At 33.6% G+C, this 26,270-nt stretch carries 32 protein-coding genes; 5 read left to right on the top strand and 27 right to left on the bottom strand.

Features of this window, described 5'->3' with window-relative positions:
• The first annotated feature begins 56 nt into the window (after positions 1 to 56).
• The gene (locus FC091_RS10390) at positions 57 to 911 is read left to right on the top strand and encodes an aminotransferase class IV (protein ID WP_138434211.1); all 855 of its coding nucleotides are present in this window, start codon (positions 57 to 59) and stop codon (positions 909 to 911) included.
• Here FC091_RS10390 and FC091_RS10385 read toward each other — a convergent pair.
• The 5 genes from FC091_RS10385 to FC091_RS10365 all read right to left on the bottom strand — a co-directional run bounded on the left by FC091_RS10385 (position 908) and on the right by FC091_RS10365 (position 5,451).
• Positions 908 to 1,462: a YqgE/AlgH family protein gene (locus tag FC091_RS10385; protein WP_138434364.1), complete on the bottom strand. Its 555-nt coding sequence runs from the start codon at positions 1,460 to 1,462 to the stop codon at positions 908 to 910. The genes FC091_RS10390 and FC091_RS10385 overlap by 4 nt on opposite strands.
• A 129-nt stretch (positions 1,463 to 1,591) precedes the next feature.
• A complete protein-coding gene (locus FC091_RS10380; RefSeq protein WP_076620986.1) occupies positions 1,592 to 1,864 on the bottom strand; it encodes an HU family DNA-binding protein in 273 nt (90 codons plus the stop codon).
• Positions 1,865 to 2,060: 196 nt separating this feature from the next.
• Positions 2,061 to 3,020: a methionyl-tRNA formyltransferase gene (fmt, locus tag FC091_RS10375; protein ID WP_138434210.1), complete on the bottom strand. Its 960-nt coding sequence runs from the start codon at positions 3,018 to 3,020 to the stop codon at positions 2,061 to 2,063.
• Complete coding sequence (locus FC091_RS10370; RefSeq protein WP_138434209.1) at positions 3,017 to 4,909, bottom strand: RecQ family ATP-dependent DNA helicase; 1,893 nt, start codon at positions 4,907 to 4,909, stop codon at positions 3,017 to 3,019. The genes fmt and FC091_RS10370 overlap by 4 nt, the downstream gene beginning before the upstream one ends.
• Before the next feature lie 2 nt (positions 4,910 to 4,911).
• The gene (locus FC091_RS10365) at positions 4,912 to 5,451 is read right to left on the bottom strand and encodes an AAA family ATPase (RefSeq protein WP_138434208.1); all 540 of its coding nucleotides are present in this window, start codon (positions 5,449 to 5,451) and stop codon (positions 4,912 to 4,914) included.
• Between the two features lie 91 nt (positions 5,452 to 5,542).
• On the opposite strand from FC091_RS10365, the gene FC091_RS10360 reads away from it, so the two are divergent.
• The 3 genes from FC091_RS10360 to murA all read left to right on the top strand — a co-directional run bounded on the left by FC091_RS10360 (position 5,543) and on the right by murA (position 7,889).
• Positions 5,543 to 5,836: a DUF493 family protein gene (locus tag FC091_RS10360; RefSeq protein ID WP_138434207.1), complete on the top strand. Its 294-nt coding sequence runs from the start codon at positions 5,543 to 5,545 to the stop codon at positions 5,834 to 5,836.
• 88 nt (positions 5,837 to 5,924) lie between these two features.
• The gene (locus FC091_RS10355) at positions 5,925 to 6,566 is read left to right on the top strand and encodes a DUF4290 domain-containing protein (protein WP_138434206.1); all 642 of its coding nucleotides are present in this window, start codon (positions 5,925 to 5,927) and stop codon (positions 6,564 to 6,566) included.
• A 6-nt stretch (positions 6,567 to 6,572) separates the two neighbouring features.
• Positions 6,573 to 7,889, top strand: a complete 1,317-nt coding sequence (gene murA, locus FC091_RS10350; protein ID WP_138434205.1) for a UDP-N-acetylglucosamine 1-carboxyvinyltransferase — start codon at positions 6,573 to 6,575, stop codon at positions 7,887 to 7,889.
• A 286-nt stretch (positions 7,890 to 8,175) separates the two neighbouring features.
• Here the strand turns inward: murA and FC091_RS10345 are convergent, their stop codons facing one another.
• From FC091_RS10345 to FC091_RS10240, 22 genes are all read right to left on the bottom strand, one after another.
• Positions 8,176 to 9,480: a cryptochrome/photolyase family protein gene (locus tag FC091_RS10345; RefSeq protein ID WP_138434204.1), complete on the bottom strand. Its 1,305-nt coding sequence runs from the start codon at positions 9,478 to 9,480 to the stop codon at positions 8,176 to 8,178.
• 1 nt (position 9,481) lies between these two features.
• Positions 9,482 to 9,943: an SRPBCC family protein gene (locus FC091_RS10340; protein WP_138434203.1), complete on the bottom strand. Its 462-nt coding sequence runs from the start codon at positions 9,941 to 9,943 to the stop codon at positions 9,482 to 9,484.
• A gap of 11 nt (positions 9,944 to 9,954) precedes the next feature.
• Entirely contained in the window at positions 9,955 to 10,419 is a 465-nt protein-coding gene (locus tag FC091_RS10335; protein ID WP_262708975.1) for a TspO/MBR family protein, read from the bottom strand.
• Between the two features lie 8 nt (positions 10,420 to 10,427).
• Positions 10,428 to 10,592: a Lacal_2735 family protein gene (locus FC091_RS10330; protein WP_138434202.1), complete on the bottom strand. Its 165-nt coding sequence runs from the start codon at positions 10,590 to 10,592 to the stop codon at positions 10,428 to 10,430.
• A gap of 2 nt (positions 10,593 to 10,594) precedes the next feature.
• Positions 10,595 to 11,134 carry a glutathione peroxidase gene (locus FC091_RS10325; protein WP_138434201.1) on the bottom strand — a complete coding sequence of 180 codons (540 nt, stop codon included), beginning with the start codon at positions 11,132 to 11,134 and terminating at the stop codon, positions 10,595 to 10,597.
• Between the two features lie 3 nt (positions 11,135 to 11,137).
• The gene (locus FC091_RS10320) at positions 11,138 to 11,821 is read right to left on the bottom strand and encodes an SDR family NAD(P)-dependent oxidoreductase (RefSeq protein ID WP_138434200.1); all 684 of its coding nucleotides are present in this window, start codon (positions 11,819 to 11,821) and stop codon (positions 11,138 to 11,140) included.
• A gap of 4 nt (positions 11,822 to 11,825) precedes the next feature.
• A complete protein-coding gene (locus FC091_RS10315; protein WP_138434199.1) occupies positions 11,826 to 12,053 on the bottom strand; it encodes a hypothetical protein in 228 nt (75 codons plus the stop codon).
• A 3-nt stretch (positions 12,054 to 12,056) separates the two neighbouring features.
• Positions 12,057 to 12,749: a GTP cyclohydrolase I FolE gene (gene folE, locus FC091_RS10310; protein ID WP_138434198.1), complete on the bottom strand. Its 693-nt coding sequence runs from the start codon at positions 12,747 to 12,749 to the stop codon at positions 12,057 to 12,059.
• 55 nt (positions 12,750 to 12,804) lie between these two features.
• Positions 12,805 to 13,077 carry a TIGR03643 family protein gene (locus tag FC091_RS10305; protein ID WP_138434197.1) on the bottom strand — a complete coding sequence of 91 codons (273 nt, stop codon included), beginning with the start codon at positions 13,075 to 13,077 and terminating at the stop codon, positions 12,805 to 12,807.
• 2 nt (positions 13,078 to 13,079) lie between these two features.
• Complete coding sequence (locus tag FC091_RS10300; RefSeq protein ID WP_138434196.1) at positions 13,080 to 13,505, bottom strand: hypothetical protein; 426 nt, start codon at positions 13,503 to 13,505, stop codon at positions 13,080 to 13,082.
• A gap of 100 nt (positions 13,506 to 13,605) precedes the next feature.
• The gene (locus FC091_RS10295) at positions 13,606 to 15,096 is read right to left on the bottom strand and encodes a cryptochrome/deoxyribodipyrimidine photo-lyase family protein (protein ID WP_171032506.1); all 1,491 of its coding nucleotides are present in this window, start codon (positions 15,094 to 15,096) and stop codon (positions 13,606 to 13,608) included.
• A complete protein-coding gene (locus FC091_RS10290; protein ID WP_138434194.1) occupies positions 15,096 to 16,571 on the bottom strand; it encodes a cryptochrome/photolyase family protein in 1,476 nt (491 codons plus the stop codon). Before FC091_RS10290 ends, FC091_RS10295 begins: the two co-directional genes overlap by 1 nt.
• Before the next feature lie 165 nt (positions 16,572 to 16,736).
• Positions 16,737 to 18,041, bottom strand: a complete 1,305-nt coding sequence (locus FC091_RS10285; RefSeq protein ID WP_138434193.1) for a DASH family cryptochrome — start codon at positions 18,039 to 18,041, stop codon at positions 16,737 to 16,739.
• Positions 18,023 to 18,160: a DUF2256 domain-containing protein gene (locus FC091_RS10280; protein ID WP_138434192.1), complete on the bottom strand. Its 138-nt coding sequence runs from the start codon at positions 18,158 to 18,160 to the stop codon at positions 18,023 to 18,025. The genes FC091_RS10285 and FC091_RS10280 overlap by 19 nt, the downstream gene beginning before the upstream one ends.
• Complete coding sequence (locus FC091_RS10275; RefSeq protein WP_138434191.1) at positions 18,157 to 19,578, bottom strand: SDR family oxidoreductase; 1,422 nt, start codon at positions 19,576 to 19,578, stop codon at positions 18,157 to 18,159. The genes FC091_RS10280 and FC091_RS10275 overlap by 4 nt, the downstream gene beginning before the upstream one ends.
• Complete coding sequence (locus FC091_RS10270) at positions 19,578 to 20,216, bottom strand: flavin reductase family protein (RefSeq protein WP_138434190.1); 639 nt, start codon at positions 20,214 to 20,216, stop codon at positions 19,578 to 19,580. Before FC091_RS10270 ends, FC091_RS10275 begins: the two co-directional genes overlap by 1 nt.
• Position 20,217: 1 nt before the next feature.
• Positions 20,218 to 21,528, bottom strand: coding sequence for an ABC1 kinase family protein (locus tag FC091_RS10265; protein WP_138434189.1), 1,311 nt, complete (start codon positions 21,526 to 21,528; stop codon positions 20,218 to 20,220).
• On the bottom strand, positions 21,529 to 22,185 hold the full coding sequence (locus FC091_RS10260; protein WP_138434188.1) for a TetR family transcriptional regulator C-terminal domain-containing protein: 657 nt from the start codon (positions 22,183 to 22,185) through the stop codon (positions 21,529 to 21,531).
• Between the two features lie 100 nt (positions 22,186 to 22,285).
• Positions 22,286 to 23,329, bottom strand: a complete 1,044-nt coding sequence (gene arsB / locus FC091_RS10255; RefSeq protein WP_138434187.1) for an ACR3 family arsenite efflux transporter — start codon at positions 23,327 to 23,329, stop codon at positions 22,286 to 22,288.
• 6 nt (positions 23,330 to 23,335) lie between these two features.
• On the bottom strand, positions 23,336 to 23,950 hold the full coding sequence (locus FC091_RS10250; RefSeq protein WP_138434186.1) for an arsenate-mycothiol transferase ArsC: 615 nt from the start codon (positions 23,948 to 23,950) through the stop codon (positions 23,336 to 23,338).
• 24 nt (positions 23,951 to 23,974) lie between these two features.
• Entirely contained in the window at positions 23,975 to 24,865 is an 891-nt protein-coding gene (locus FC091_RS10245; protein WP_138434185.1) for an arsenite methyltransferase, read from the bottom strand.
• A gap of 37 nt (positions 24,866 to 24,902) precedes the next feature.
• Positions 24,903 to 25,232 (bottom strand): ArsR/SmtB family transcription factor, encoded by a 330-nt coding sequence (locus FC091_RS10240; protein ID WP_138434184.1) that lies wholly within the window; start codon positions 25,230 to 25,232, stop codon positions 24,903 to 24,905.
• A gap of 151 nt (positions 25,233 to 25,383) precedes the next feature.
• Here FC091_RS10240 and FC091_RS10235 point away from each other — a divergent pair, with 151 nt between their 5' ends.
• Entirely contained in the window at positions 25,384 to 26,232 is an 849-nt protein-coding gene (locus FC091_RS10235) for a DUF2911 domain-containing protein (protein WP_138434183.1), read from the top strand.
• Positions 26,233 to 26,270: the final 38 nt, after the last annotated feature.

The raw sequence follows: 26,270 nt of genomic DNA, 5'->3' as shown, positions 1-26,270 counted from the left end.
ACTCAACTATTATATCTTTGTCTCGGTTTATTTAAAACTAAATCGAGACTTTTTTTATGGTAAATTTTAACGGAAAACTTGTTAATTCAAATAACGCTATACTAACTTCTGAAAATAGAGGTTATAAATACGGTGATGCTCTTTTTGAAACTCTAAAAGTGGTGAATGGTAAGATCTTTTTTTGGGAAGATCACTACTTTAGGCTTATGGCATCTATGCGTATAATGCGTATGGATATTCCTATGAACTTTACTATGGAATTTTTGGAAGCTGAAATTCTAAAAACGATTGATGCAAACAATCTATCAAATACTTCAGCCAGAGTACGATTAAATGTTGATAGAGGCGAAGGTGGTAAATACTTACCTGATGAAACATCGAAAGTAGCTTTTAATATTATAGCAGAAACTTTTAATGAGCCATTTTATTCAGTTAAAGTTGGCCAAACCTATGAAGTTGATTTATATAAAGACTTTTTTATCGCACCTGGCTTACTTTCTGGGTTAAAAAATAATAATAAGGCAATTCAGGTAATGGGAAGTATATATGCTAAGGAGAATGACTTGGAAAACTGCTTAGTACTTAACACAAATAAATCAGTAATAGAGGCTTTAAACGGAAATTTATTTTTAGTTAAAGGTGATAAAATTAAAACTCCACCACTTGAAGATGGTTGTCTTAAGGGTGTGATGCGTAAGCAAGTTTTAGAGATATTATCTAAGGATGTTAATTTATATACAGAAGAATCTTCAATAAGCCCTTTTGAACTTCAAAAAGCAGATGAGTTATTTATAACAAATGTTATAAAAGGCATTGTACCTATATCAAAATACCGTAAAAAAACTTACGGCAACGATTTTGCAAAAAAACTTGTTGATAAATTGAATACAAAAATAAGATTAGGTGCTTAATTATAGCTTGGGTTTTCAGGTGCATTAGACCATATTTTATACTCTCCACCAAGTTCTAGCATTTTCTCGCGCCAAAATGAATTGCATGACTTTGCTATGATCTCATTGTTGTAAATATTTTCAGAGACAAGCCAAGCGTTAGATTCTAACTCATCATCTAATTGTTGCTCTGCCCAACCAGAATAACCTAAAAAGAATCTAATATCATCTTTTGTTATTTTGTTACTATTTATAAGATCTAAAACAACATTGAAATCACCACCCCAAAAAATACCGTTAGATATCTCTATACTATTGGGAATTAATTCTGGAGATTTATGTATAAAATATAAGTTATCCTGTTCAACAGGACCACCATTATAAACAGTGAAGTCTGAGTCTGTGCCTTCTATAAGGTCTTTTAAATTGTATTCTAATGGTTTGTTAAGTATAAACCCAACAGATCCCAAAGCATTGTGATCTGCCAAAAGGATCACAGCTCGGTTAAAAGAGATATCTCCGATTATGGATGGTTCTGCAATTAGTAAATTGCCTTTTTCGGGTTTAATCATTTCTAAAAATCCTTCTAATCTCAATTAAATCTATACTTTTTTTATCATTTAACCAACTTAAAAGTCTTAAAATTAGGGCAAAAAAAAGCCCACTCATTGAGCAGGCTTAATATTTTAAGAAAAACTGTCTTAGTTTACAGCGTTGCTTAAGTCAGAACCAGCCTTAAACTTCACAACATTTTTAGCTTTAATCTTGATAGTTTTACCAGTTTGAGGGTTTCTTCCATCTCTAGCAGCTCTTCTAGAAACTGACCAAGATCCAAATCCTACTAAAGAAACTCTGTTTCCTTTTTGTAAAGCTCCTTCGATGTCAATTAACATAGAATCTAATGCTTTTTTTGCAGCTGCTTTAGTAATTCCAGCATTCTCTGCCATACCATTGATTAAATCTGTTTTGTTCATAAATTTTAAATTTAAATTGTTAAATATTCGGTTTTTAAAAAATGATTTCTAAAAATCCGTACACAAATTTATCAGTAATATTAAGCCACGCAAGTAATAGCAAGGGAAATCGGCGATTTTGTTAATAAATAACCCCATTTGTTAATAAAGCACTGCATTTTATCGGATTTTTCACTATCTCAATAATAACAAGGCTTTACAGAAGTTTGGCGTTTTTAGAAAATTCAAAACCATTTAAAAGTGATTTTATATCCATTTTTCGCTTTCCAGGTAACTGCATTTCTTTTACTATTATATAACCTCCTTGGCATGAAACTTTTAGTTCAGTCCTATCAGAAATAATTAATCCTGCTTCAAAATTATGAGTTTCATATTCTTTTTCTACACCATAAAGCTTAATGGACAGAAGTTCTTCTTCATTATTATCTAGGTAGCACCAAGCTGTTGGAAAAGGATTTAATCCTCTTATCTTATTATATATGGTATCTAAATCTTTCGACCAGTTTATTTTACAATTATCGCGATTAAGTTTGTAGGCGGTTTTTAAATCTTCTGATTTTGGCTGAATGGACGTGGTTACATCTCCTTCTTCAATGCGTTGAACTGTTTTTATCACAAGATTACTTCCGATAGTCATGAGTTCATCGTGTAGCTCTCCGACTGTAGTACTTTCACTAATGTTTGTTTCTTCACTTAGTATTATGGCACCTGTATCAATTTTTTCATCTATAAAAAATGTGGTGACTCCGGTTTTCTTCTCACCATTTATAATGGCCCAATGTATTGGTGCTGCTCCTCTGTATTGTGGTAATAAAGATGCGTGTAGGTTAAATGTACCATACTCCGGCATTTGCCAAACAACTTTAGGTAACATTCTAAAAGCAACAATAATTTGCAAGTTTGCATTAAGTGCTTTTAACTCTTCAATAAAAGATTCCGCTTTAAGATTTTTAGGTTGAAGAATATTTAGGTTATGCTCTAATGCAAATTCTTTTACCGCTGAAGCCTTTAATTTCTGACCACGACCAGCTTTACGATCTGGTGCTGTAATAACTCCAACCACATTATAATCATTTTCTAAAAGTGCTTTTAAAGTGGCAACTGCAAAATCTGGAGTTCCCATAAAAACAATTCTTAAATCACGTTTTTCTGTCATAGTAGTCTGTAAGTGTTTGCGTCCGTAATTTTAATTTTCTTGGTTTCAATGAGTGTTTTAAGAGCTTCTATTAATCTACTTTCTGTACAATTAATAGACATTATTAATTGGCGCGAAGATAAATCTTCCTGTTCTAAAGCCATAAGTATTTGTTCGGTAAGGTTAGAAGTATTAATTTCATTGTTTGGTTTATCTTTAGTGCAAACCGAGCAGATCCCACAATTATCTTTCGATTTTTCGCCAAAATATGCTAGCAATTGCCTGTTTTTACAAACGTCATCATTATTTACGTAATTTATAACAGCTTCAACCTGTTGATGCTTCAATTGGTATTGTTGCTTTATAGTTTTAATTATAGGATTTATAGTTATTTCATCTTCTCGAGGCTTTAAAAAAGTGATTTCAGAGTCTGTATTTGCCATTTCAAGACTGATAATTTCATCTTTTTCTAATAGTTGCAATTGTTGAATCACCTTTTTTTCAGGTAACCCAGTCTTATCAATAACCAAGTTAAGATTCACTTTTGTGTCGTAGTCAAAAATGCCACCATACGTTCTAAGTAACACTTTGACCAAGGTGTTGAGCTCTAAATGACGTTCTAAATATTGGAATAAAGCATTGCTGGTAATTAAAAACTGAATCTTAGTCCTAAAGTTAAAATGCTGCGTTAAGGCTATGATTGAGTTGCGGTCTAAAACTGTAAGTGTATTATAAGTAATGCTAGGATTAAGCTTATAGGTACTACAAAATGTTTTAAAATCGAATTGAAACGTACTGTTTTCTCCTTCACCATAAGCTATTTGAAAATAGTTGCATAGCTTTTTGTATATGTTCTTTACATAGTCAGTAGATGGTAAGGTGCTTAAAAATTGATTTTTTAAATGCTCCTCATCAATATTCTGTTTGAGCATAATGGCATTTGCTGAATGACCATTTCTGCCGGCTCTTCCTGCTTCTTGATAATAACTTTCTAAACTTTCGGGTAAATTATAATGTATAACGTTTTTTACGTTAGGCTTATCAATTCCCATACCAAAAGCCGTAGTTGCTACCATAATGAGTTTCTGCTCACTTAGCCACAATTGTAACCGTTCGTTTTTTTCTTTATTGGTTATGCCTCCATGATAAAAAGTTGAAGAAAAGCCTTGTGCCTCTAGATAGTTGCTTATGTCTTTTGTAGCACGTCTGTTTCTAACATAGATTATAGAACTTTCTGGATTTTTACTCAACGCATGTTTTAACTGAAATAATTTGTCTTCAGTTTCTACTACCTGATATGCAATGTTACTTCTTGTAAAAGATGCTTTAAATATTTTTGGTGAAACAAAATCTAAATTTGAAATAATATCGTCTATAATACCATATTTTGCAGAAGCTGTTAGTGCAATACAATTCACTTGAGGATGAAGTTCCCTTAGAATTGAAATATGATTATAAGCTGGTCTAAAATCATTTCCCCATTGACTAATACAATGGGCTTCGTCTACCGCTATTAAATTTACTTGCATAAGTTGCAAACGTTCTTGTACTAATGGTTGCTGTAAACGCTCTGGTGAAAGGTATAAGAACTTGTAATTGCCATAAATACAATTATCTAATTGTGTGTCCAAGTCTTTGTAAGACATGCCAGATGTTAATGCAATAGCTTTAATGCCCTTTTGTTTTAAGGTATTTACTTGGTCTTTCATTAAGGCTATAAGCGGCGAAACCACAATGCAAATACCTTCCTTCATTAAAGCAGGAATCTGAAAACAAATGGATTTTCCACCACCAGTTGGTAGCAAAGCAAAGGTGTCTTCATTTGCCAATATAGAATTGATAATGTCTTCTTGTAAGGGTCTAAAAGACGTATAGTTCCAATACCGTTCTAAAACTTCAATAGGATGCATTACTACAAATTTAAGACCTCCAAGATAAAATCGGTCCTTTTTTCTATAGTTTCAAACGGTACATCTATAAGTTGATAGCCAAATCTCATGTAAGTTTTTAAAAGATGGTGATGTATTTCTATAGCTTGTTCAAAGCTTTCGTAGCGCTCACTATCGCTTGTAAAAATTTCTTGCCATGGCGCTAATACAAAAACATAATTGTATCGGTTGTTTTGTGAGGCATCACTAAAATATTGAGGATATTTGTCGCCTATGTAATCCATATAAGCCAAAATGTCTGGTATCCCTCTGTCTAAAAAAACAGTGTTGACAGACTCTTTGGAGGCTTCATTATACTGCCTTAATCTACCCTCTAAAAGCTTTTCACTAAACAGCAAAGGTTCTTTTAGGAATAGTTGTTCTATACCATCTTTTCTTGCTTGTAGTGTGACCTCTCTAGAGATTTCATCATAACATAAAAACCCACGATGTTTTAAATGATTGATTATTGATGATTTTCCGGTACCAGGACCACCTGTAATAACGATTTTCTTAGGACTCAAATTGGCAGTATTTTTGCAGTAAAAATCGTGATAATAAATTAAAACCAAAAATGTAAAGTAAGATGTATCTTTGCATTAATAAAAATCGATAATGGATAAGAATAAAAAATCGGAAGAGTTTTACAAAAAGCTAAAGTCACAATTACAAGATACAGCGCTTTGGCCAACGGAATATTTATATAAATTTATAGTCATTTCTGAGACTTCAAAAATAGAAGAAGTAAAGGCACTATTTAATCATACAGGTGCAGTAATTAATACGAGACCATCTAAGAATGGTAAATACACAAGTGTGTCCGTTAATGTAAGAATGAAAAATCCTGATGCAGTTATCGCCAAATACAAGGAAGTAGGTGAAAAAGTTGAAGGAGTAATTTCTCTATAAAATTTCCTTGAACCTAGCTAATTTTTTGTACTTTGCGACAAAACCTAGAAACTTCGGGTTTATATAATTTACTACACATTTTTACATTTTGATTGATAATTTAGAATACAACACAGAACGCGAACATTTGATAATTCCTGAGTATGGTCGTCATTTACAAAAGATGATAAATCATGCTAAAACACGCGAGACAAAAGAAGAACGAAACAAATTAGCAAAAGCCATTATTTCTGTAATGGGAAATCTACAGCCACATTTAAGAGATGTGCCAGATTTTCAGCATAAGTTATGGGATCAGTTATTCATTATGTCAGATTTTGAATTAGATGCTGATTCACCTTATCCAAAACCATCTCGCGAAGAATTAACGGCAGGTCCAGATCCTTTAAAATACCCACAGAATCATCCAAAGTATCGTTTTTATGGTAATAATATAAAAACCATGATAGACGTTGCATGTACTTGGGAAGAAGGCGATATGAAAGAGGCATTGATTTACACTATTGCTAATCATATGAAAAAATGTTATCTAAATTGGAATAAGGATAGTGTAGAGGACACAGTGATTTTTGATCATTTGTTTGAATTATCTAATGGTAAAATTAACCTGAAGAATAGTGAAGAGGATCTTAGTGATTCTTCTAGTTTGATGCGTACAAAATCTAAGTATAGCAATAAAGGTGGTAAAAAAACTAAAAAGAAATATTCTAACAATCGCAAACGCTACTAATACCAAATGAGTACATTTAAAATTGAAGGCGGACATCAATTAAAAGGAGCAATTAAGCCTCAGGGTGCCAAAAACGAAGCCTTACAAATTCTTTGTGCAGTATTGTTAACTTCAGAGACTGTTACAATTAATAATATTCCAGATATTATTGATGTAAATAAGCTGATTGCCTTATTAAAGAAATTAGGAGTAAAGGTTGAAAAACTCGGTAAAGGATCATACAGTTTTAAAGCAGACGAAGTTAATTTAAAGTACCTAGAATCTGCAGAGTTTAAAGAAGACGGTAAAGGGTTACGTGGTTCAATTATGATTGTGGGTCCATTATTAGGCCGTTTCGGTAAAGGGTATATTCCAAAACCTGGTGGTGATAAGATTGGTCGTCGTCGTTTAGATACCCATTTTGAAGGGTTTATAAATCTCGGTGCTAAGTTTAGATATAATAGAGAAGATTATTTCTATGGAGTAGAAGCAGAGGAGTTAAAAGGAACTTATATGCTACTCGATGAAGCTTCTGTTACCGGAACAGCAAATATTGTTATGGCTGCTGTTTTAGCAAAAGGTAAAACAACAATTTACAATGCTGCCTGCGAACCTTATTTACAGCAGTTGTGTAAAATGCTAAACAGAATGGGTGCCAAAATTTCTGGTATAGGTTCTAATATGCTTGTTATTGACGGTGTAGAACGTTTAGGTGGTACAGAACATAAAATGCTACCAGATATGATTGAGATTGGTAGTTGGATTGGTTTAGCTGCCATGACTAAAAGTGAACTTACCATAAAAGATGTTAGCTGGGACGATTTAGGACAAATTCCATCTGTATTTAGAAAGTTAGGAATCACGGTAGAACAGCAAGGTGATGATATTCATATTCCTGCACATACTGATGGTTATCAAATTCAGAATTATATTGATGGTTCTATATTAACTATTGCAGACGCACCTTGGCCTGGTTTTACGCCAGATTTGCTAAGTATTGTTTTGGTAATAGCTACTCAGGCAAGAGGTGAGGTTTTAATACATCAAAAAATGTTTGAAAGTCGTTTGTTCTTTGTTGATAAGTTGATTGATATGGGAGCAAAAATTATACTTTGCGATCCACACAGAGCAACAGTTATAGGACACGATTTTAAATCACAATTAAAAGCAACAACGATGACTTCACCAGACATTAGAGCTGGTATTTCATTGTTAATAGCCGCATTATCTGCTAAAGGAACTTCTATAATACACAATATAGAACAAATAGATCGTGGCTACGAAGATATAGATGATCGTCTTAGAGCAATTGGAGCTAAGATAGAGCGTGTTCCTGGAAATTAGGAGTATAAATTATTAGAGACCAAAGAGGCTGTCTTAAAAGTCTAAAAATCTGTCATTCTGAATTTATTTCAGAATCTTAATATGCAGATTTTTAAATTGTTTTAGAATCTGAAACGAATTCAGATTGACAAAACACTGACTTTTGAAACAGTCTCTTTGTTATAAAACAAAACCCTGAATTTACTTCAGGGTTTAAAATTGTTTATTGAAATGGTTATTTCTGTTAAGACATACGTCTTAAAATTTGTAACGTATAGATTTTCAGTTTATTGTGTAAAACTTTAAATTAATTTAAAGCCGCTTTGTATGTAGCTAAACAACGCTCTCTCGCCTCTTTATGATCTACCATAGGTTTAGGATACGTTAACTCTTGATATTCTGGAACCCATTTTTTGATGTATTTATGATCGCTATCAAACTTTTTAATCTGCGAAGTAGGATTGAAAATTCTAAAATATGGCGCAGCATCTACACCAGAACCAGCAACCCATTGCCAGTTACCTACATTACTTGCCATTTCGTAATCATGTAACTTTTCCGCAAAATAGGCTTCGCCCCAACGCCAATCTATAAGTAAATGCTTGCACAAAAAGCTGCCAACCAACATGCGTACTCGGTTGTGCATAAAGCCTGTTTCGTTAAGTTCTCTCATTCCAGCATCAACTAAAGGATAACCGGTTTTTCCCTCACACCATGTTTTGAATTCATCTTCGTTATTTCTCCATTCAATCCTATCATATTTTGATTTGAATGCCTTATCTACTGTATGTGGAAAATGCCATAAAATTTGCATAAAAAATTCACGCCAAATTAATTCTTGCCAAAAGGTTTCATTTTTTTCATTAATGGCTTTCTTCATCATCTTTCTAACGCTTACTGTACCGAAACGTAAATGAGGACCAAGACGTGAAGTGGCATCTTTTGCAGGGTAATTACGAGTTTCTTCGTATTCTTGAATGAGTGAAGGTGTAACATCGTAAGGTGCAATGTCTTGGTCTGATTTTTTAAATCCAATATCAGACAAACTTAAATTTGCTAATCGTGTATGCTCAATAAGATTATCTAAATAAGAATTGGTATAGTAAATATTTAAATCAATATTCTTAAATTTTTCTTTCCAAGTTCGCATGTACGGAGTGTACACCACATAAGGGTCGCCATCTTTTTTTACAACCTCATCTTTTTCAAATATTACCTGATCCTTAAAGGTCTTAAATTCAATATTTTGAGATTCTAAATACGATTGTACAGCTTCATCACGTTCCTTAGCGTAAGGTTCGTAATCATGGTTGGTATAGACCGTATTAATCTCAAATTCTTCGGTAAGTTGCTTATAAATGTCTAATGGTTTACCATGATATATGGCTATACTGCTGCTATGGTCATTCTGAAGCGTAGTTCGCATATCTTGCAACGTTTCATGAATAAAAGTAACACGTGCATCATCTTTGGGTAGTTTATCTAAAATTTCAGAGTCGAAAATAAATAATGGTAAAACAGGATGTTCTCCATTTAAAGCTTCATAAAAGCCTACGTTATCATCTAATCTAAGGTCTCTTCTAAACCAAAATATATTTACTGTTTTGCTCATATTAATATTTTCCGAAAAGCTCTTCTAGCTTTTTAGTTCGGTAATTAAAAATTTCTTCAAGTTTTGGTTTTACTAAAATAGGGTGTACCATTTGACCTAATATTCCCATAGGAACTTTATAATCTACAATATCTTCCATTTCTACACCACCTTCAATAGGTTTTATAAAATGTTTATGATGCCAAAGGGAATAAGGTCCAAATCGTTGCTCATCCACAAAATATTCTTTGTCTTTAACGTGGGTAATTTCAGTAACCCATTTAGTTTTGATTCCCAATACTGGTGTAACAATATACTGAATTATTTGACCAGGAAACATTGGCCTGTCTGCACCAGATAGTATATGAAAACCCATATAATCTGGTGTGATGGTTTTTAAATTTTGAGGACTTGATAAAAATTCCCATGCCTCGTCTATCGAAATTGGCAGGTTCTGTTTTGTATGTAGTCTGTATATTTTCATTTTGATAGTTTCTAATTATAAAAAACAACATAAGCATTGAGTGATGTGGCAATGCAAAGCCAAATTAAATAAGGTAATAACAGATATTTAGCGTATTTAAGCCTGTCGCTTCTAAAGGTGATAAAAAAATAAAATATTAACAATAATAATGCAGTTATTACTACAAGCCCTAGTAAAGTGTAATGCTGATTAAAGAATACCCAATTCCAACCGACGTTCAAAAGCACTTGAAATGCAAACACCGTCCATAAGAATTTAGATTTTCTATCACTAAAAAGTTCTGCTAAATACCAAGAAAAGCAAAGCATTATCAGAGACCATGCAACACCAAATACCCAACCAGGAGGTGTCCAAGGTGCTTTATTTAAATTTATATACCATTCAGATGTTGGTCCGTTGTTCATTAACCAACTACCGAGTGCTAAACCACCAAAGTTGATGGCTAAGAAAAGAATAAAATATGAGATTTTGTTCAATACTACACTTATTTGAGCGCTTCTAATCGTTCTAAAACCTTTTGAGCTTCAGCGTATTTTAAATCACTAGCCGCTCTGTTGGTGGTCGATAACTTATGCCAATCTGCCATAAGTTTTTCGTATTGCTTTTGTAATTTTTCTTTTTCAGAGGTTTTTTTAAATAATCCAAACATAACTATTTTAAGTATTTTGTAATTCTGGAATTAGTAGGTTTCGTAATAGAATAAAAATAATCTAAAAATTCACCATGTTCATCAATAAGGTATTTTTGAAAATTCCATTTTACAGTAGAATTCTGTTTACCGTTTAAACGCTTTGATGTTAACCACTCGTAAAGTGGGTGTTGGTTTGCACCTTTCACATCAATTTTTTCTGTAATTAAAAAGGAAACACCATAATTAACTTGGCAGAATTCTTCAATATCTTTTGCTGTGCCAGGTTCTTGAGCACCAAATTGGTTACAAGGTACACCAATAACTGTCAGTTGACTTTTATAGGTATCTGCAAGTTCTTGCAACTCTCTATATTGAGGGGTAAAACCGCATTTAGAAGCTACATTTACGAAAAGTATTTTTTTACCCTTAAACTCTGAAAGATCTATTGCCTTACCTTGTAAGCTATTAATTTTAATGGCATACAATGGTTGTAATGCATTTTGTTTTATGTTTTTGTCAGTGGTCTTCAAAGTACTAACAAATGCTTTTATCGGATTCATAATCTAAATTTTAAAACTTACAATGCCACAGTCCATTTCAAATACTTGGCCAGAAAGTGCAGCCGCTTTATCAGACAATAAAAAGTTTGCCATATCTGCCACCTCTTCTGGTTGTAAATATTTCTTCAAGGGATGACGGTCTTTCATATTTTCTATCATGCGCTCATTACGCAAAAGTTTAGATGCTAAATCTGTATCTGTTACCGTTGGCGCAATTGCATTAACACGAATAGTTGGCGCTAATTCTGCACCAAGTGATTTTGTTAATCCTTCTACTGCAGATTTTGAAGCAGCAACACTAGCATGAAACGGCATACCTAATTTAGAGGCTACTGTACTGAATAGCACTATTGAAGGTTGTTGACCGTTTTTCAATACTGATAAATACTTCTGGATTGTTTTTACAGCACCTAAAACGTTAATTTCAAAATCATTTTTAAAATCGTCTAAGCTTAACCTATTTATAGGTTTTAAGTTGATGCTTCCTGGGCAATATACTAAGCCATCAGCAGAGTCAATTTCTGGCAATTCATCATTGATAACATCGCACTGATGATGCGTTAGATTATCATGAGATTGCTCTGGTGCTGTTCTACTTATGTTAATTACCTTAAATGAAGAAAGCAAAGATGAGACAATAGCATTGCCAATACCTTTGCTTCCACCGACTACTATAATAGTTTTCATGTTGTTACGCAGCTGTTAATGGACGACCTTTTAATCGTTTTTCAATCTTTTGTTTTATTACTGTTATTCGCTTCATAAGATCCATTAATTTGGCGTCTTTTTTCTTCTTATAAATTTCATTAACACCTAAGATGATTTCTTTAGCTTCTCTAGCAGCTAAAATTCGGTCGCTTGTTGTTCTGAAAGAAAACTTTCTGTTTTCGAATTCAACGGCTCTTTCTAATATATCCATAGCTTAATTATTTATATAGTTTTGCAATTCAACAATTTTTTCTGGTGTGTTAAATATTCCACCATAGTAGGTTGTTACTGTAGATGAAGTATCATCCTTAACACCTCTTGATGATACACACAGGTGTTTAGCATCGATAATTACAGCCACATCTTCTGTTTCTAAAACCGTTTTAAGTTCATTGGCAATTTGTTGCGTCAATCGTTCTTGCACTTGTGGTCGCTTTGCATAATATTGAACAATGCGGTTTAGTTTAGATAATCCTATAACCTTACCTGAAGATTTATAGGCCACGTGGGCTTTTCCTATAATTGGTACAAAGTGATGCTCACAATTAGAGTAGAACGTAATGTCCTTTTCCACAAGCATTTGGTTGTACTGATATTTATTGTCAAAAAGAGCAACCTTGGGCTTATTTTCTGGATCTAATCCAGAAAAGATTTCTTCAATGTACATTTTGGCCACTCGGTCTGGTGTTCCTTTTAGAGAATCATCAGTAAGGTCTAGACCAAGTACGTCCATAATTTCTGAGAACAGAATAGAAATACGCTGTTTTTTTTCATCATTAGACATTTCAAAAGCATTAGCTTTCATTGGTGTGTCTATACCAGTAAATAAATGGTCATCGCCTATGTCATCTATAGATAATCCATTGAGTTGATGACCATTTTTGTAAGGAATAATTTTCGTTTTCATAGCATCTTTTTAATGTGCTGTATTTAAGTACTCCAATCTTAAATCAAAGCACGAGTTATCGTTTTGAAATAGAGTTATTTGATATATTTCTCTGACGTGAGCATTTAAATCTACCTTTGTCAAAGGGTCTTTTATTCATATGTTTTGTAGCTCTTCCTTGCACACGTTTTCTCCACATTCTAAAGCTACTGGGTTTCATTTCTCGTCGCATAAGTTCTATGACCTCTTGCTCTTTTAAGCCAAACTGAAATGTAATGGCTTCAAACGGTGTACGGTCTTCCCAAGCCATTTCAATTACGCGGTCTATTTGTCTTTCATTTAAAGTCATACTTATGCAGGCATAGAATATTGTAAATCGTATTTTACTTTTTCGTCTAAAAGTTTGTTAAAAAACTTTTTATTCTCTTTAAAGGTTTTACTGTTTCTAAAATGAATGAACCGTCCTTGTGCGTGTAAACTAGAGCCATTTACCTTGTAAATTACAAGTTGGTAATATGGTATTATCCATGTGAAGCTCTTTAAACCTTTTGTAATCATAACTAAAATACCTTTTGGTCTGAGCTCTATGTTGGCATAATTAATATCCGAAACCGTATTCATGATACTTTGCATATTCGGACTTACTTCATCAATAATCATTCGTTTAGAACCTATACCTTTCATTTTCAATTTCTGTACCAAACTAAATGGACTACCAACAAGGTCAGCAATTATTTGTTTGTGTTCAGGATTGTGATGTGTGGTATTCAATATCATAACACTGTAAATATACAAATGTTTAATGTTTTAAAATAATAGTTAAACAAAAATTAACAGAGAATTATGAAAGTAATTTTATGACAGCTAAAAAAGGATTTTAATCGTTTTGTAGAAGTTTACCTCTGTCTTGTAATGTGTGTCGTTTTAAAATCCGAAAACTTTCTTTTACAACCTTAGCATCTTTTTTCATATTCCATAAAATATCGCTGGCACGCTTTCTGTTTTCTTTGATGTCTACGATAGGTTCTGGATAGTCTTCACCTAATTTAAAATTGTATAATCCTTGTTCTAATTCGGTCATTAAATAAGGTTCGTGAATAAAAGGTAAATCTAAACGAGCAAGTTCTGGCACCCACTTTTTTATAAACTCAGCATCAGGATCATGCTTAAGTCCGTTTAATGTTGGGTTATAAATTCTTAAGTTATTAATTCCGGTTTCACCTGCTTGCATTTGCAATTGCGGAAAATGAATACCAGGTTCAAAATCTAAAAATTGCTTTGATAAATGCTCTGATGCATTTTGCCAAGGTTGCCATAAAATATGGGTAAAGAATGATACAAGCATGGCACGCATCCTAAAGTTTACATAACCTGTCTCTACCAAACAACGCATGCTCGCGTCTACTAGTGGGAAACCCGTTTGGCCTTCTTTCCAAGCTTGTTGGTATTTTAAAGAAATACTCTTTTTTAATTTGTGATATCCTTTATTAACGCTCTCATTTTCCATGGTATGTTCCATTTCAAACTTTTGAATAAAATGGGCTTGCCATCTTAATCGTGATAAAAAACTACCAATATGGCGTTTATCGTTACTCTGTTCTTTAATGTTTTGAGCTTTTTGAAAAATTTGGCGGATGGAAACATTTCCCCAAGCAATATAAGGTGAAAGTCTACTGCAACTTGTACGTGATGCTTCTGGTTTTGATATGTTGAACATATAGTCTTTATGACGATTCTCAAAAAATGACGAAGCATATTTCCAAGCGGTAGAACTTCCACCTTTTTGAAATATTGAGTCTTTTGGTGTGTCTAAGTCTGTAACTGTTAGTACACTTTCTAATTTTGTTATAGCATTAAGGTGAAGTAACTGATTTTCTTCTGGACTAAACTCTAGAACTGGTTGACTCATATAGTCTTCCCATTGTTCTAGCCAGTTGTCTCTATTTGCTAGTCCACGTTCTACACCATTGTTTTTACTTTCGTGCCAACGGATAAAATTGTTACGACAGTAACGTATAAATTCTTTATCTCTATTGTATGTTACTAAAATACCAGTTTCTATATGGGAGTATATGGCATCTATTTTATAGAATTCTTGAATTAAATTAAAAGCTGTTTGAATATCACTCGTAACGCTTAATACTTTAGAATTATATGGCTCTAATTCCTTATTAAGATCATTGATTGATTCTTTAATAAAATTAAAATGTCGTTCACTATAATGATTGTCGTTTAGTAAGATATGTTCAAACACATAAAGCAGTAACGTAGGTTTACCAGTGCTGAGCGCATTAGTAATGGCTTCATTATCCTGAAGTCGTAAATCGCGCTTTAGCCATACAACATTAATATGTGGTTTGTTTGTCATTATAATGTGTTGAGGAATTTTTCTGCGTTATTAAAATGGTTTTCTAAGGTGTTTTTTTTCATACGATCGAGATTGCCTAAAAGCATACCTAACCTTGGATTGCTCTCAAAAAAATCACGATGCTTATCCATAAAGGTCCAAAACAAGCCATCCCAAGTCTCTTGCCATTCACCTTTATTATAGTTACTCATTTTCATAATGTAGTTGCTGCTGCTTATGTATGGTTTTGTAGACATTAAACCACCATCGGCAAACAAACTCATGCCATACACATTCGGTACCATAACCCAATCGTAGGAGTCTATAAATAATTCCATAAACCATTGATAAACTTCATCTGGATCGAACTCGCAAAGCACCATAAAATTCCCAAGAATCATTAGGCGTTCTATATGGTGAGCATAGCCTGTTTTTAGTACTTTTTTTATAACATCGTCCACAGGTTTTATACCTGTAGAACCATCGTAAAATGATGCAGGTATTTTTCGATTAAAATTCCAGAAGTTTTTAGTGCGCTCTTCTGTACCTTTCACTTCATAAACTCCTCTTATAAATTCGCGCCAACCTAAAATTTGCCTTACAAAACCTTCTGTTGAATTAATCGGTACATCGTTTTCTTTGGCATATGTAATGGCTTTATCAATAACGTTTGAGGGATTTAGCAAACCAACATTAATCAAAGGCGAAAGTAAACTATGGTTTAAAAAATGCTCTTCCTTTACAATGGCATCTTCATAAACACCAAATTCATGAAACCGATACTCAAAAAACTGCTGCAACCACGCTTCTGAAGATTCAAAATCGATAGGATAATTGATGAAGTCATTCAGTTCACCATAATGATTGTCAAAATGCCTCTCTGTATACTTTTTTGCTTCCTCGTAGTATTCAGATCGTTCGGGAAACTGAATGTTTGGTGGTGTTTTGTCTTTTGGGTATTTCTTTCTGTTTTCAGAATCGTAAGTCCATTTGCCACCTTCTGGTTCATTGGAAACCATTAAAATGTCACGTTTTTTTCGTTGTTCTTTATAAAATGAAGTTTGAAAAAATTTCTTTTTTGAAGGTTTAAAAAAGGAACTTAATTCTTCTTTGGTATTTATGAATAGCGGATTTTCATACCATTTAATTGTAATGTCTTTTGCAGTTGATTTAATGCGCTTTTCTAACCAATTGTCTGTTGGGTCAATGACATGAAGCGTTTTTGCACCATTATCAATAAGTTTAGGTATTAATGTTCTGATGTCACTATCGTCGGAAGTTGCTTCAATATAAGTAACAGTTTTACCGTTAGACTCTAAAAAATCAGCATACGCTTTCATAGACGCTCTATGGAACGCTATTTTCTGTTTATGAAATTTATAGTGTTTAAAAAACAAATATTCTTCAATGAGGTATATAGCCGCATCAATTTCTAGGATTGGAGAATCCTGAAATAATTGATGAGGAAATAGTAATATGTTGTCGTTCTTTTTCATGTTTACTTCCTGCGAAAGCAGGAATTTTATTTTAGTTTACTATGTCTTTAGTTTTTTCGACCAACAAGATTTTTAAAACTTGAAGGTCGGCTAATTCTCATGTTACCAGCTTTGACTGTTAGATATACTTTTAGCCAAGAGATTCCTCCCTTCGCAGGAATGGTATTAAAACAAACTCGGTTGTAACCATAAACTTCTGAATTTTCCATTGCTATCGTAACGCTCGGCTTGCAATTGCACGTTAAATTTACGATCACGAGGATCGTTGCCAACACCTGCTACATACATCCAATTGCCATAGTTGCTGTGCACATCATAATCGAGTAGGAGTGACTCAAAATAGGCAGCACCTATACGCCAATCTAACTCTAACTCTTTGGCAAAATAGGATGCTACGTTTTGGCGACCTCTATTGCTCATCCATCCTGTCTCTTTAAGTTCTATCATATTGGCATTTACAAAGTCAGATGCTGTTTCGCCATCAATCCATTGTTGTATTTGCGTTTCATTTGTAGACCAGTTATAGTCTTTTTTTAGAATGCCTTCAAGTTTAAAAATCTGGTTACCGTGCTTTAGTGAAATATATTTGAAATAGTCGCGCCAAATCAATTCAAAAATGAGCCAGTAGGTGGATTGGTTTTTATAATGTTCTTTTTCAAATTGCTTAACTTTCCAATAGATTGTTTTGGCAGAAATACTACCATTAGCTAACCAAGGCGAAAATTTTGAACTATAATCCTTGCCTACCAAACCATTTCTGGTTTTCTTATAAAAACCTAATTTTTTGGTATTGAAAAAATAGTCTTCTAATCGGTTTAAAGAAGCAGTTTCACCACCCTTAAATGGAAATGCTGAGTGTGGATGCGTTTCAAAATTATTAAAACCTAAGTCTGAAAGCGATGGGATGTTTGTGCTATTTTCAATGCGATTGCTTTCTGGAAGTTTTGGTGTTTCAACCTCAGGTCTAATACTGACATATTTTTCTAATTTTTTTCTAAAAACCGTAAATACTTGTGGTGTTTTAGAAATCTCAAAATTGATATCTTCAGGATGAAATAGAAGTTGATTGTAAATGTGATGCCAAGTCACGTTGTCAATATTTGCTTTCAATGCATTTTCAATGTCAATTTCTTCTTGCGTCCATTCTTTTTGAAGGTAAATTTCCTCAACATTTAGTGTATTACAGAGCTTCGGAATAATTACCTCAGGATGCTCGTTATACACTAGTAATTCTATGTTGAGTTGACTAAGTTGCTCCTTTAAATCTTTAATGGTTTCAATCAAAAATTGTGCTCTAAATTTTTCTGTTTTTCTAAAACCAAAAGCATTAATTTGAAACTGCTTAGGATCGAAACAATATACACCAAAAACAGTGTTACCATTTTTAGTGGCTTCACTTAAAACAGCATTGTCAATGGTTCTCAGGTCATTTCTAAACCAAATCAGATTTTTTATGTCGTTCTTCTGCATTTTTCGCTACAATATTTTACGTTGTCCCAATTTTTTGCCCATTTTTTGCGCCAAGTAAATGGTCGCTCACAAATTGGGCATATTTTTATGGGTAGATGTTGTTTTTTTACACCTCTCATTCGGGTTTTATTAAGGCATTAATCATTCCTTTAAACACAAAGGCATGAAATGGTAAAACCATATACCAATACAGACGTCCCCAAAGTCCTTTTGGTCTAAACACGGCACGTTGGTAGAGTTTGTTTTTTACAATTTTAAATTCAAGCCAAGCTTCACCAGGTAAGCGCATTTCAGCAAATAAGAGTAGTCGTTTTTCTTGTTTGTCCGCAAAAAGTACACGCCAAAAATCCAAAGGATCTCCAGCTTCAAGATAAGTGTCGTGAGTACGTCCTCTTCTAAGACCAACGCCACCAAAGAGCTTATCTACATAACCTCTTATTTTCCATAAACCATTGAAACTGTACCAGCCATTACGGCCTCCAATACTCCAGATTTTATTCAGTGTATAATCTTCATTTTCTATGGTTCTAGAGCGTATATCTTTAAAACAGCCATACTGTGGTAATTCTATATGTTTAGATAGCTGATCTTTAAATCGTCCGCTACTAACTGCGTCTTTCCAACTAGAGATTACACTGTTTTGCTCAATTCTTTGAAAAGCCAATTCAACAGCTTCTTTGTAAGAAAGTGGAGCAATGTCAATGTGTGTATTGATATCACTTGGTTTGCCAATCACCTCTACCTTCATGCTATCAACCAAGGCTTGGGCCAATTGAAACGATGTTGAAGTGACAAAATAGAGCCAATACGATGACAGTTTTGGACTTAAAATAGGTAATGTGTAGATATATCGTTTTAAACCACGCACTTCTGCAAATTGTAAAAGCATTTCCTTGTAGGTTAACACTTCAGGACCAAAAATGTCGTAGGACTTATTGTAAAGTGCTTCTTTACCTAGGGCTTGAGATAAGTAGGTGAGTACATCTCTAATACCAAGCGGTTGGGTTTTTGTATTCAGCCATTTTGGTGTAATCATAACCGGTAGTTTCTCTACGATATCTCTTATAATTTCGAAGGAAGCACTACCACTACCTACAATAATACCTGCTCTAAATGTTGTTAGGGCATAGCTATCAGATTTTAATGTTTCTTCGACTTGTAAGCGAGATTTTAGATGTTTAGAAAGTGAATCGTCGTTAACGATACCACTGAGATAAATGACTTGCTTACATTCAGTAGCTTCAATAAGATTTTTAAAGTTGTGAGCGCACTGACGTTCTAAATCTTCAAAATCATCGGCATTTGTAGCCATAGAATGAATGAGGTAATAAGCTGCATCTATGGTTTTTGGAATTTTATTTGGTTCCGGACTTAGAAAATCCATTTTTATAAAAGAGCACCATGGGTGTTCCTCAATTTCGTCTGGAATACGATTTAAATCACGAACACAACAAACCAACTCATGTCCTTCCTCAAGAAGTTGAAGTGCTAGTCTTTTGGCAATGTAGCCCGTTGTTCCTGTAATTAGTATTTGCATTAGTCATTAGGTATTGCAAATTCTGGTTTTGGTCGTTGGTATTCTAATCGTTGTTTTAAATTCGGGATGGCATAACCGTCTAAACCATTAATAGTGGCTACTTTAGCTTTAGATAAGTTTATAAAGCCATCCTTTTCCAACAAATTGTCTTGCACGTAAAGGTTTTCAATTTTTCCTATTAATAGTATGGTATTATTGGCTTCAATTGCATATTCCTCTACATAGCTCATGGCTATTTGTATCGGACAACCCTTAACAAAAGGTGCAAAAAAATTGTCTTTATATTCTTCTTCTAATTTAGTGGTATCAAATTCTGAAATATGAGCATCATATTTTGCTGAAGTATGATGTGCGTCTTCTAAAATGTCTTCATGAATATGATTGATGGTAAATTTTCCTGTAGATCTTATGTTCTCGTAGGTATTGCGAATAACTGTTGTAGGTCTAAGAAAAAAACCTAACAAAGCAGGATTAGAACCCAAATGCGTAATGGAACTAAAAACGGCAACATTAGTAACGTCTTGATTGTCTTTAGTGCCAATTAGATTCGCAGACTTGTAACCACTACAACTATTAATAAGGTTGATGCGGTACAAATGATGCATGTTGTCTATGTCTTGGATACTAAAGGTCGCCATATTAAAGATTTATAAAATTATTGATTTTGATGTTTTTAGCATTTAGGTCAAACATTAAATTGTAAAGGCCGAAGAAGGTTCGGTTGATATAAATGAAATGTTTAGAGCCACGATTACCATTCATGTTGCGTAATTCTGTACTCTTTGTATACTTCTGTCCCATTTCGGTAATTTTTCCGAAGAAATTGTCATCCGAGAAGTCAAATTCTTCTGAATGAAATGGTTGAGTAAATAGACTTAATAATTCATGAAACATATCGGTAAAAAAGATAATTTCTTCTTCGGAATCATCAGGTCTAAGAATTTCTAATTCGTAGAGTTTTTCTTTAAATTTTTCAGGTTGATTGATGATATCTTTTTCTGTGAGATCAAAATATGGTTTGTAAAATTCCTCTGGAATAGTTTTCATGCAACCGAAGTCTAAAGCGATAAGTTGTCCGTCTTTAGAAATTAAAAAATTTCCAGGATGCGGATCGGCATGCACCTTTTTTAGGTTGTGAATTTGAAACATATAAAAGTCCCATAATGCTTGCCCTAACTGAGTTGCCTTTTCTTGATCTGTATTGTGGCTTGCAAATTCAGAAATATGCTCACCATCCATATAATCCATGGTTATAATGCGCTCAGAAGATAAATCTTCGTAATATTCTGGAAATTTTAAATTCGGAATGTGCTTACAAGCATCTGCTACAGCTTTGCTTTGTGCTATTTCGAGATTGTAATTTGTTTCTTCTGTAAGTTTATCTTCAACTTCTTTAAAGTACTTATCAGAATCTTTTCCTTTAATATTAAACATCTTTATAGCCACTGGTTTAACCAATGCTAAATCTGATGCGATACTCTCTGCAACTCCAGGATATTGGATTTTCACAGCAAATTTTTTCCCATTCTTTTCTGCAATATGGACTTGGCCAATACTGGCAGCATTGACTGAAGTTGCATTGAAAGTATCAAATAAATCGTCGGGATGTTTCCCAAAATATTTTTTAAATGTTTTAATCACTAATGGAGGTGATAATGGTGGCACCGAAAATTGGGACAGCGAGAATTTCTCCACATAAGCCTGTGGTAAAATACTTTTTTCCATGCTTAACATTTGTGCAACTTTAAGAGCACTTCCTTTCAGTTGTTTTAGGCTGTCGTAAATATCTTCTGCATTGTTTTGATTTAGCCGTTCTTTGGCCTCGGCTTCAGATTTGGTAATCTTATCACCATAATATTTTAAGTAGTTTACACCAACTTTTGCACCTGTGGTCACCAGCTTTGATGCACGAGATATTTTTGAAATGGGTATGCTATCTATTGTCTTCATTTAATTGCTGTGTATTTTTTCTTTGTAAATAAACTTCCCAAAATCAATTAAACTTTTCAGTGGTGTAGTATCTATGAGGTCAAAACTTGCACGTACTGATTTTTCAATAAATACATCTGTTTTTTCGAATGAAGGTGAACTGTCATCTAACCAAAATTTCATGGTTAGCAGTAATTGAAACCATGCTGATTCTTTTATGCTACGTTGCTGTAGTTTGGTTAATTGTTCTTGTTTTAAATCTATCGTTTTGATATCTAGTAATTCAATATAATTGGTAAAACGTTGTTTTAAAGGAGCTAAAGTGCGGAGTGTTTTTAATGAATTTTTGTGTTCACCCAAAGCATAAGCGACATAACTTCTATTTGCTGTTAGAATTTCAAAAAATGTGAAATAAAAACTTAAAAGTTTATTGCGTGCATCAAAAGAGGCGTAATCATCGCTTTTCTCTAAAACGGTAATCGCATTATCAAAGAATATTTTAAAAATAGACTGTTCTAAAACATCAAATGACGAAAAGAACTGATAAAATTGTTGTTCTTCAAAGTTATTATCCTTAGCAAACACATATACCGATTTAGGCTGTTGGTTGTGCGTAAGGACATAATCCATGTAAAAAGAAATGAGGTCTGCTTGCTTTATATTTTTTTTCTTTGCCATTGTAGTTAATTTACAATGTAAAGATACAAAATGTTTAATGATATAAATTAAAAGTTAAACAAAATTTAACTCCTAAGATAGAGCAAGCAGTTTTTTAGGCTTATGCTCTTGATGTAGTATAGTATTTTTTTCGCAACCAAAAAGCGACGCGTACCAAAAGAATTAGTGCAGGTACTTCTACTAAAGGCCCAATAACTCCAGTAAAGGCCTGGCCTGAGTTGAGACCAAAGACTGCAATGGCGACTGCTATTGCTAATTCAAAATTGTTGCCAGCTGCTGTAAATGCGATTGCTGCATTTTTATCGTAAGGTGCTCCCATTGCTTTACTTACAAAAAAGCCAATAAGAAACATTACGGTAAAGTAGATTAACAACGGTATGGCTATGATTAATACATCTCCTGGGATTTCAACAATTAACTCACCCTTTAAAGAAAACATTACTATAATTGTAAACAACAAGGCAATAAGTGTTAAAGGTGATATGGTTGGAATAAATTTTTGAGTATACCAAGCTTCACCTTTAAGTTTCACAAGGATTACACGTGACAAAATTCCCATTAAAAACGGAATACCTAAATAAATAGCAACACTCTCTGCAATGGTGGCAATAGATATATCTACAATGGCACCTTCAAAACCAAAATAGGGTGGTAGCACAGTGATAAACAGATAAGCATAAAAGCTATAACCAAACACCTGAAAAATACTATTTAATGCCACTAAACCAGCACCATACTCACTACTACCTTCTGCCAAATCGTTCCATACTAATACCATAGCTATACAACGTGCCAAACCAATAAGAATAAGGCCTACCATATATTCTGGGTTGTCTTGTAGAAATAGTATGGCCAAAACAAACATTAAAACAGGGCCGATAATCCAGTTGAGCACTAATGAAATGGATAATATTTTTACATCCTTAAAAACCTTAGGTAGTAAGCTATAATTAACTTTTGCCAGTGGAGGATACATCATTAATATAAGTCCGACGGCAATAGGAATGTTTGTAGTGCCACTACTATAAGAGTTAATTAGCTTTGGAAATTTTGGAAAAAAGTAACCTATCCCAACTCCCAAAATCATAGCTAAAAATATCCATAATGTAAGGTAGCTATCTAAAAAACTGAGTTTCTTTTTCATTTTTGATTAGTGCTTTATCTGAGAAAAAATAAATTTCATTTCAGTAGCAATTTGAGTACTACGCTCTTCGTATTTTTCTATTTGTTGCGGAGTGCCATCAGCTACTTTTGGATCTTCGTAAGTAATTGGAATACGCTTTTCTGCACCAGCAATAAAAGGACAACCTTGATCTGCCGAAGAGCAGGTCATTATGGCGGCAAAACCACTTTTAGGATTAAATTCCGACGCAATGGTTTTTGAAAATCCGATGATAGGATGTGTGTTTTCAGCATATTTTAAACTGTACACAGGATTCTGGCTCTCAGATAATGGTTCTACGTTAAATCCAGCGTTAGAAAGTGTTTCTGCTGCTACCGGAAATAAAGCAGTTGCCTCTGTACCTGCGGAATAGCAAAACAGATTATCAATACCATAATACGTACCCAAGACTTGCGCCCAAGCTTGTGATAGGTGACTTCTTCTTGAATTGTGAGTGCATATGAAATTGAGATTAATCATCTGCTTTGCATCAACTTTAGATTGAATAAAATCTATTAAAGGCTGTAAAATGGCTTTCCTTTCTTTAGAAATTATAGATGTATCAAGACCATCTATTTTTTCCGATAATTTTGAAAATATCATCTTAGGTTAGTGATTTTATATAATTTAACAACAGTTGCCATCTGGTGAGCAACATGGCTCATCAGTAGTAATGTCTGCTAATTGAAGTTTTGGTTTCTTTTCCTTTTTGCTAGGCTTTTCAGCATATACTGTAATACTGAAAATACCAACATCTTCAGAATTAAACTGTTCGATCGATTCTTTATTCAAATATTTACTTAAGATATCATCTGGAATAGAGATGGGCTTTTCTTTTTGAATAGTAATATTAACAAAACCTTGATCAGAAATATGTTTAAGATACTCCTCCTTTTGTATAGCTCCAGCCACGCATCCAGCATACATTTCTGCATCTTCTTTTAGGGCTTTTGGCAAATCACCAACTAAAACAATATCAGAAATACTAAAATGACCTCCTGGTTTTAATACTCTGAAAATTTCACTGATAACTTTTTGTTTGTTAGGCACTAGATTAAGTACACAATTACTTACGATAACATCAGCAACATTGTCGCTTACAGGCATATTGTCTATATCTCCTTCTCTAAATTCAACATTGTTGTAACCAAGTTTTTCAGCATTGATTCGTGCTTTTTGTATCATAATAGGTGTGAAGTCAATACCAATAACTTTTCCTTCACTACCGGTTTCATGTCTCGCTACAAAACAATCGTTACCAGCACCAGACCCTAAATCTATAACGGTATCGCCTTTTTTTATTAAAGCGAATTGCGTTGGTAATCCACAACCCAAACCTAAGTCAGCATCACTTACATAACCTTTGGTTTCAGAGTAATCGTCCATCATTATGTTATAAACTTTGTTGGATGGAGTAGTAGCTCCACAACAAGATGAAGCATTTTCAGCTTTGCCTTGTTCAGCAATTTTAGCATATCGTTCTTTTACGATGTCTTTAAGTTCTTGTTCGGTTTTCATAATTATATGTTTTGTATTGATATAAAATCAATATGGTTTAACAACAGTTGGTATTTTTAGATTCATAATCCAAAAATTGAGAAATAATATGTTTTGCCTCAGTCCAATTATTCTCATCTATGCAATAGCAAACACTGGTGCCTTCAATATTTCCCTTTATCAACCCTATATTTTTTAATTCTCTGAGATGTTGAGAAATTGTTGCTTGTGCCAAACCAATTTCGTCTACTAAGTCACCACAGATACAAGTATTAGAGTTGATTATGTGTTGTAAAATTGCAACTCTTGCAGGATGTGCAAACGCTTTTGCTAATGAGGCAATTTGGTTTTGCTCATTCGTGAAAATCTCAGATTTAGTAAGTCCCATAATTTGGTTTAATTATTATATTGCAATATTACGATAAAAGAATAAATGAAAAGTAAATTCAGTGTTAATTTTTATTTTTAGGTATTCATTAACATTCCTAAGTTGTCTTTAGTTGTAATTTTAACATTATTTTAAAACAACACTTATCAACATGAAAAAACTAGTACTATTAACATTTGCATTGACCTTAATGTTCTCTGTGAATGCACAGGTGGAAACACCACAGCCAAGTCCTTTTACTAAAATAGAGCAGAAGGTTGGTTTGACAGACGTAACTTTGGAATACTCTCGTCCGAGTATGAAAGGAAGAAAAATATTTGGCGATCTTGTGCCTTATGGGGAAATGTGGCGTGCAGGTGCCAATAAAAACACTATCGTTACTTTTAGTGATGATGTTTCTTTAGAAAGTGGTAAACTTAAAGCAGGTTCTTATGCTATATTTATCACTCCTAATAAGGATTCTTGGGAAGTTATTTTTTATTCAGACACAAATAATTGGGGAACACCAGCTAAATGGGATGATTCTAAAGTTGCTGCAAAAGCTTCTGTAAAAGTTTATGAAATGCCAATGGATGTTGAGACTTGGACTATAGGATTTGATGATTTAACTAATAATTCTGCAAGTATTGGTTTCGTTTGGGAAAACACTTATGCTGCCGTTACTTTTAAAGTTCCAACTGAAGAGAAGGTGTCAAGATCTATTAAAAATGTAATGTCTGGTCCTTCAGCTGGTGATTATTACTCCGCAGCTGTCTATAATTTATCTGAAGGTAAAGACTTAGACCAAGCAATGAAATGGATTGACAAAGCTGTAAAAATGACAGAAAAAGAACCACGTTTCTGGTATTTAAGACAACAATCTCTAATACATGCAGCAAATGGTGACAAAAAAGGAGCCATAGAAGCTGCAAAGAAATCCCTTGAAGGTGCAAAGGCAGCAGGAAATGCCGATTATATTAAAATGAATCAAGATTCTTTAAAAGAATGGGGAGAGATGTAATTAACATTTTATACCCAATTTAAATAAAAGCGCAATCA

The organism is Winogradskyella algicola, assembly GCF_005869935.1.
In the GTDB taxonomy this organism is placed as follows: Bacteria; Bacteroidota; Bacteroidia; order Flavobacteriales; family Flavobacteriaceae; genus Winogradskyella; species Winogradskyella algicola.
This window is presented reverse-complemented; position numbering and strand designations above follow the sequence as displayed.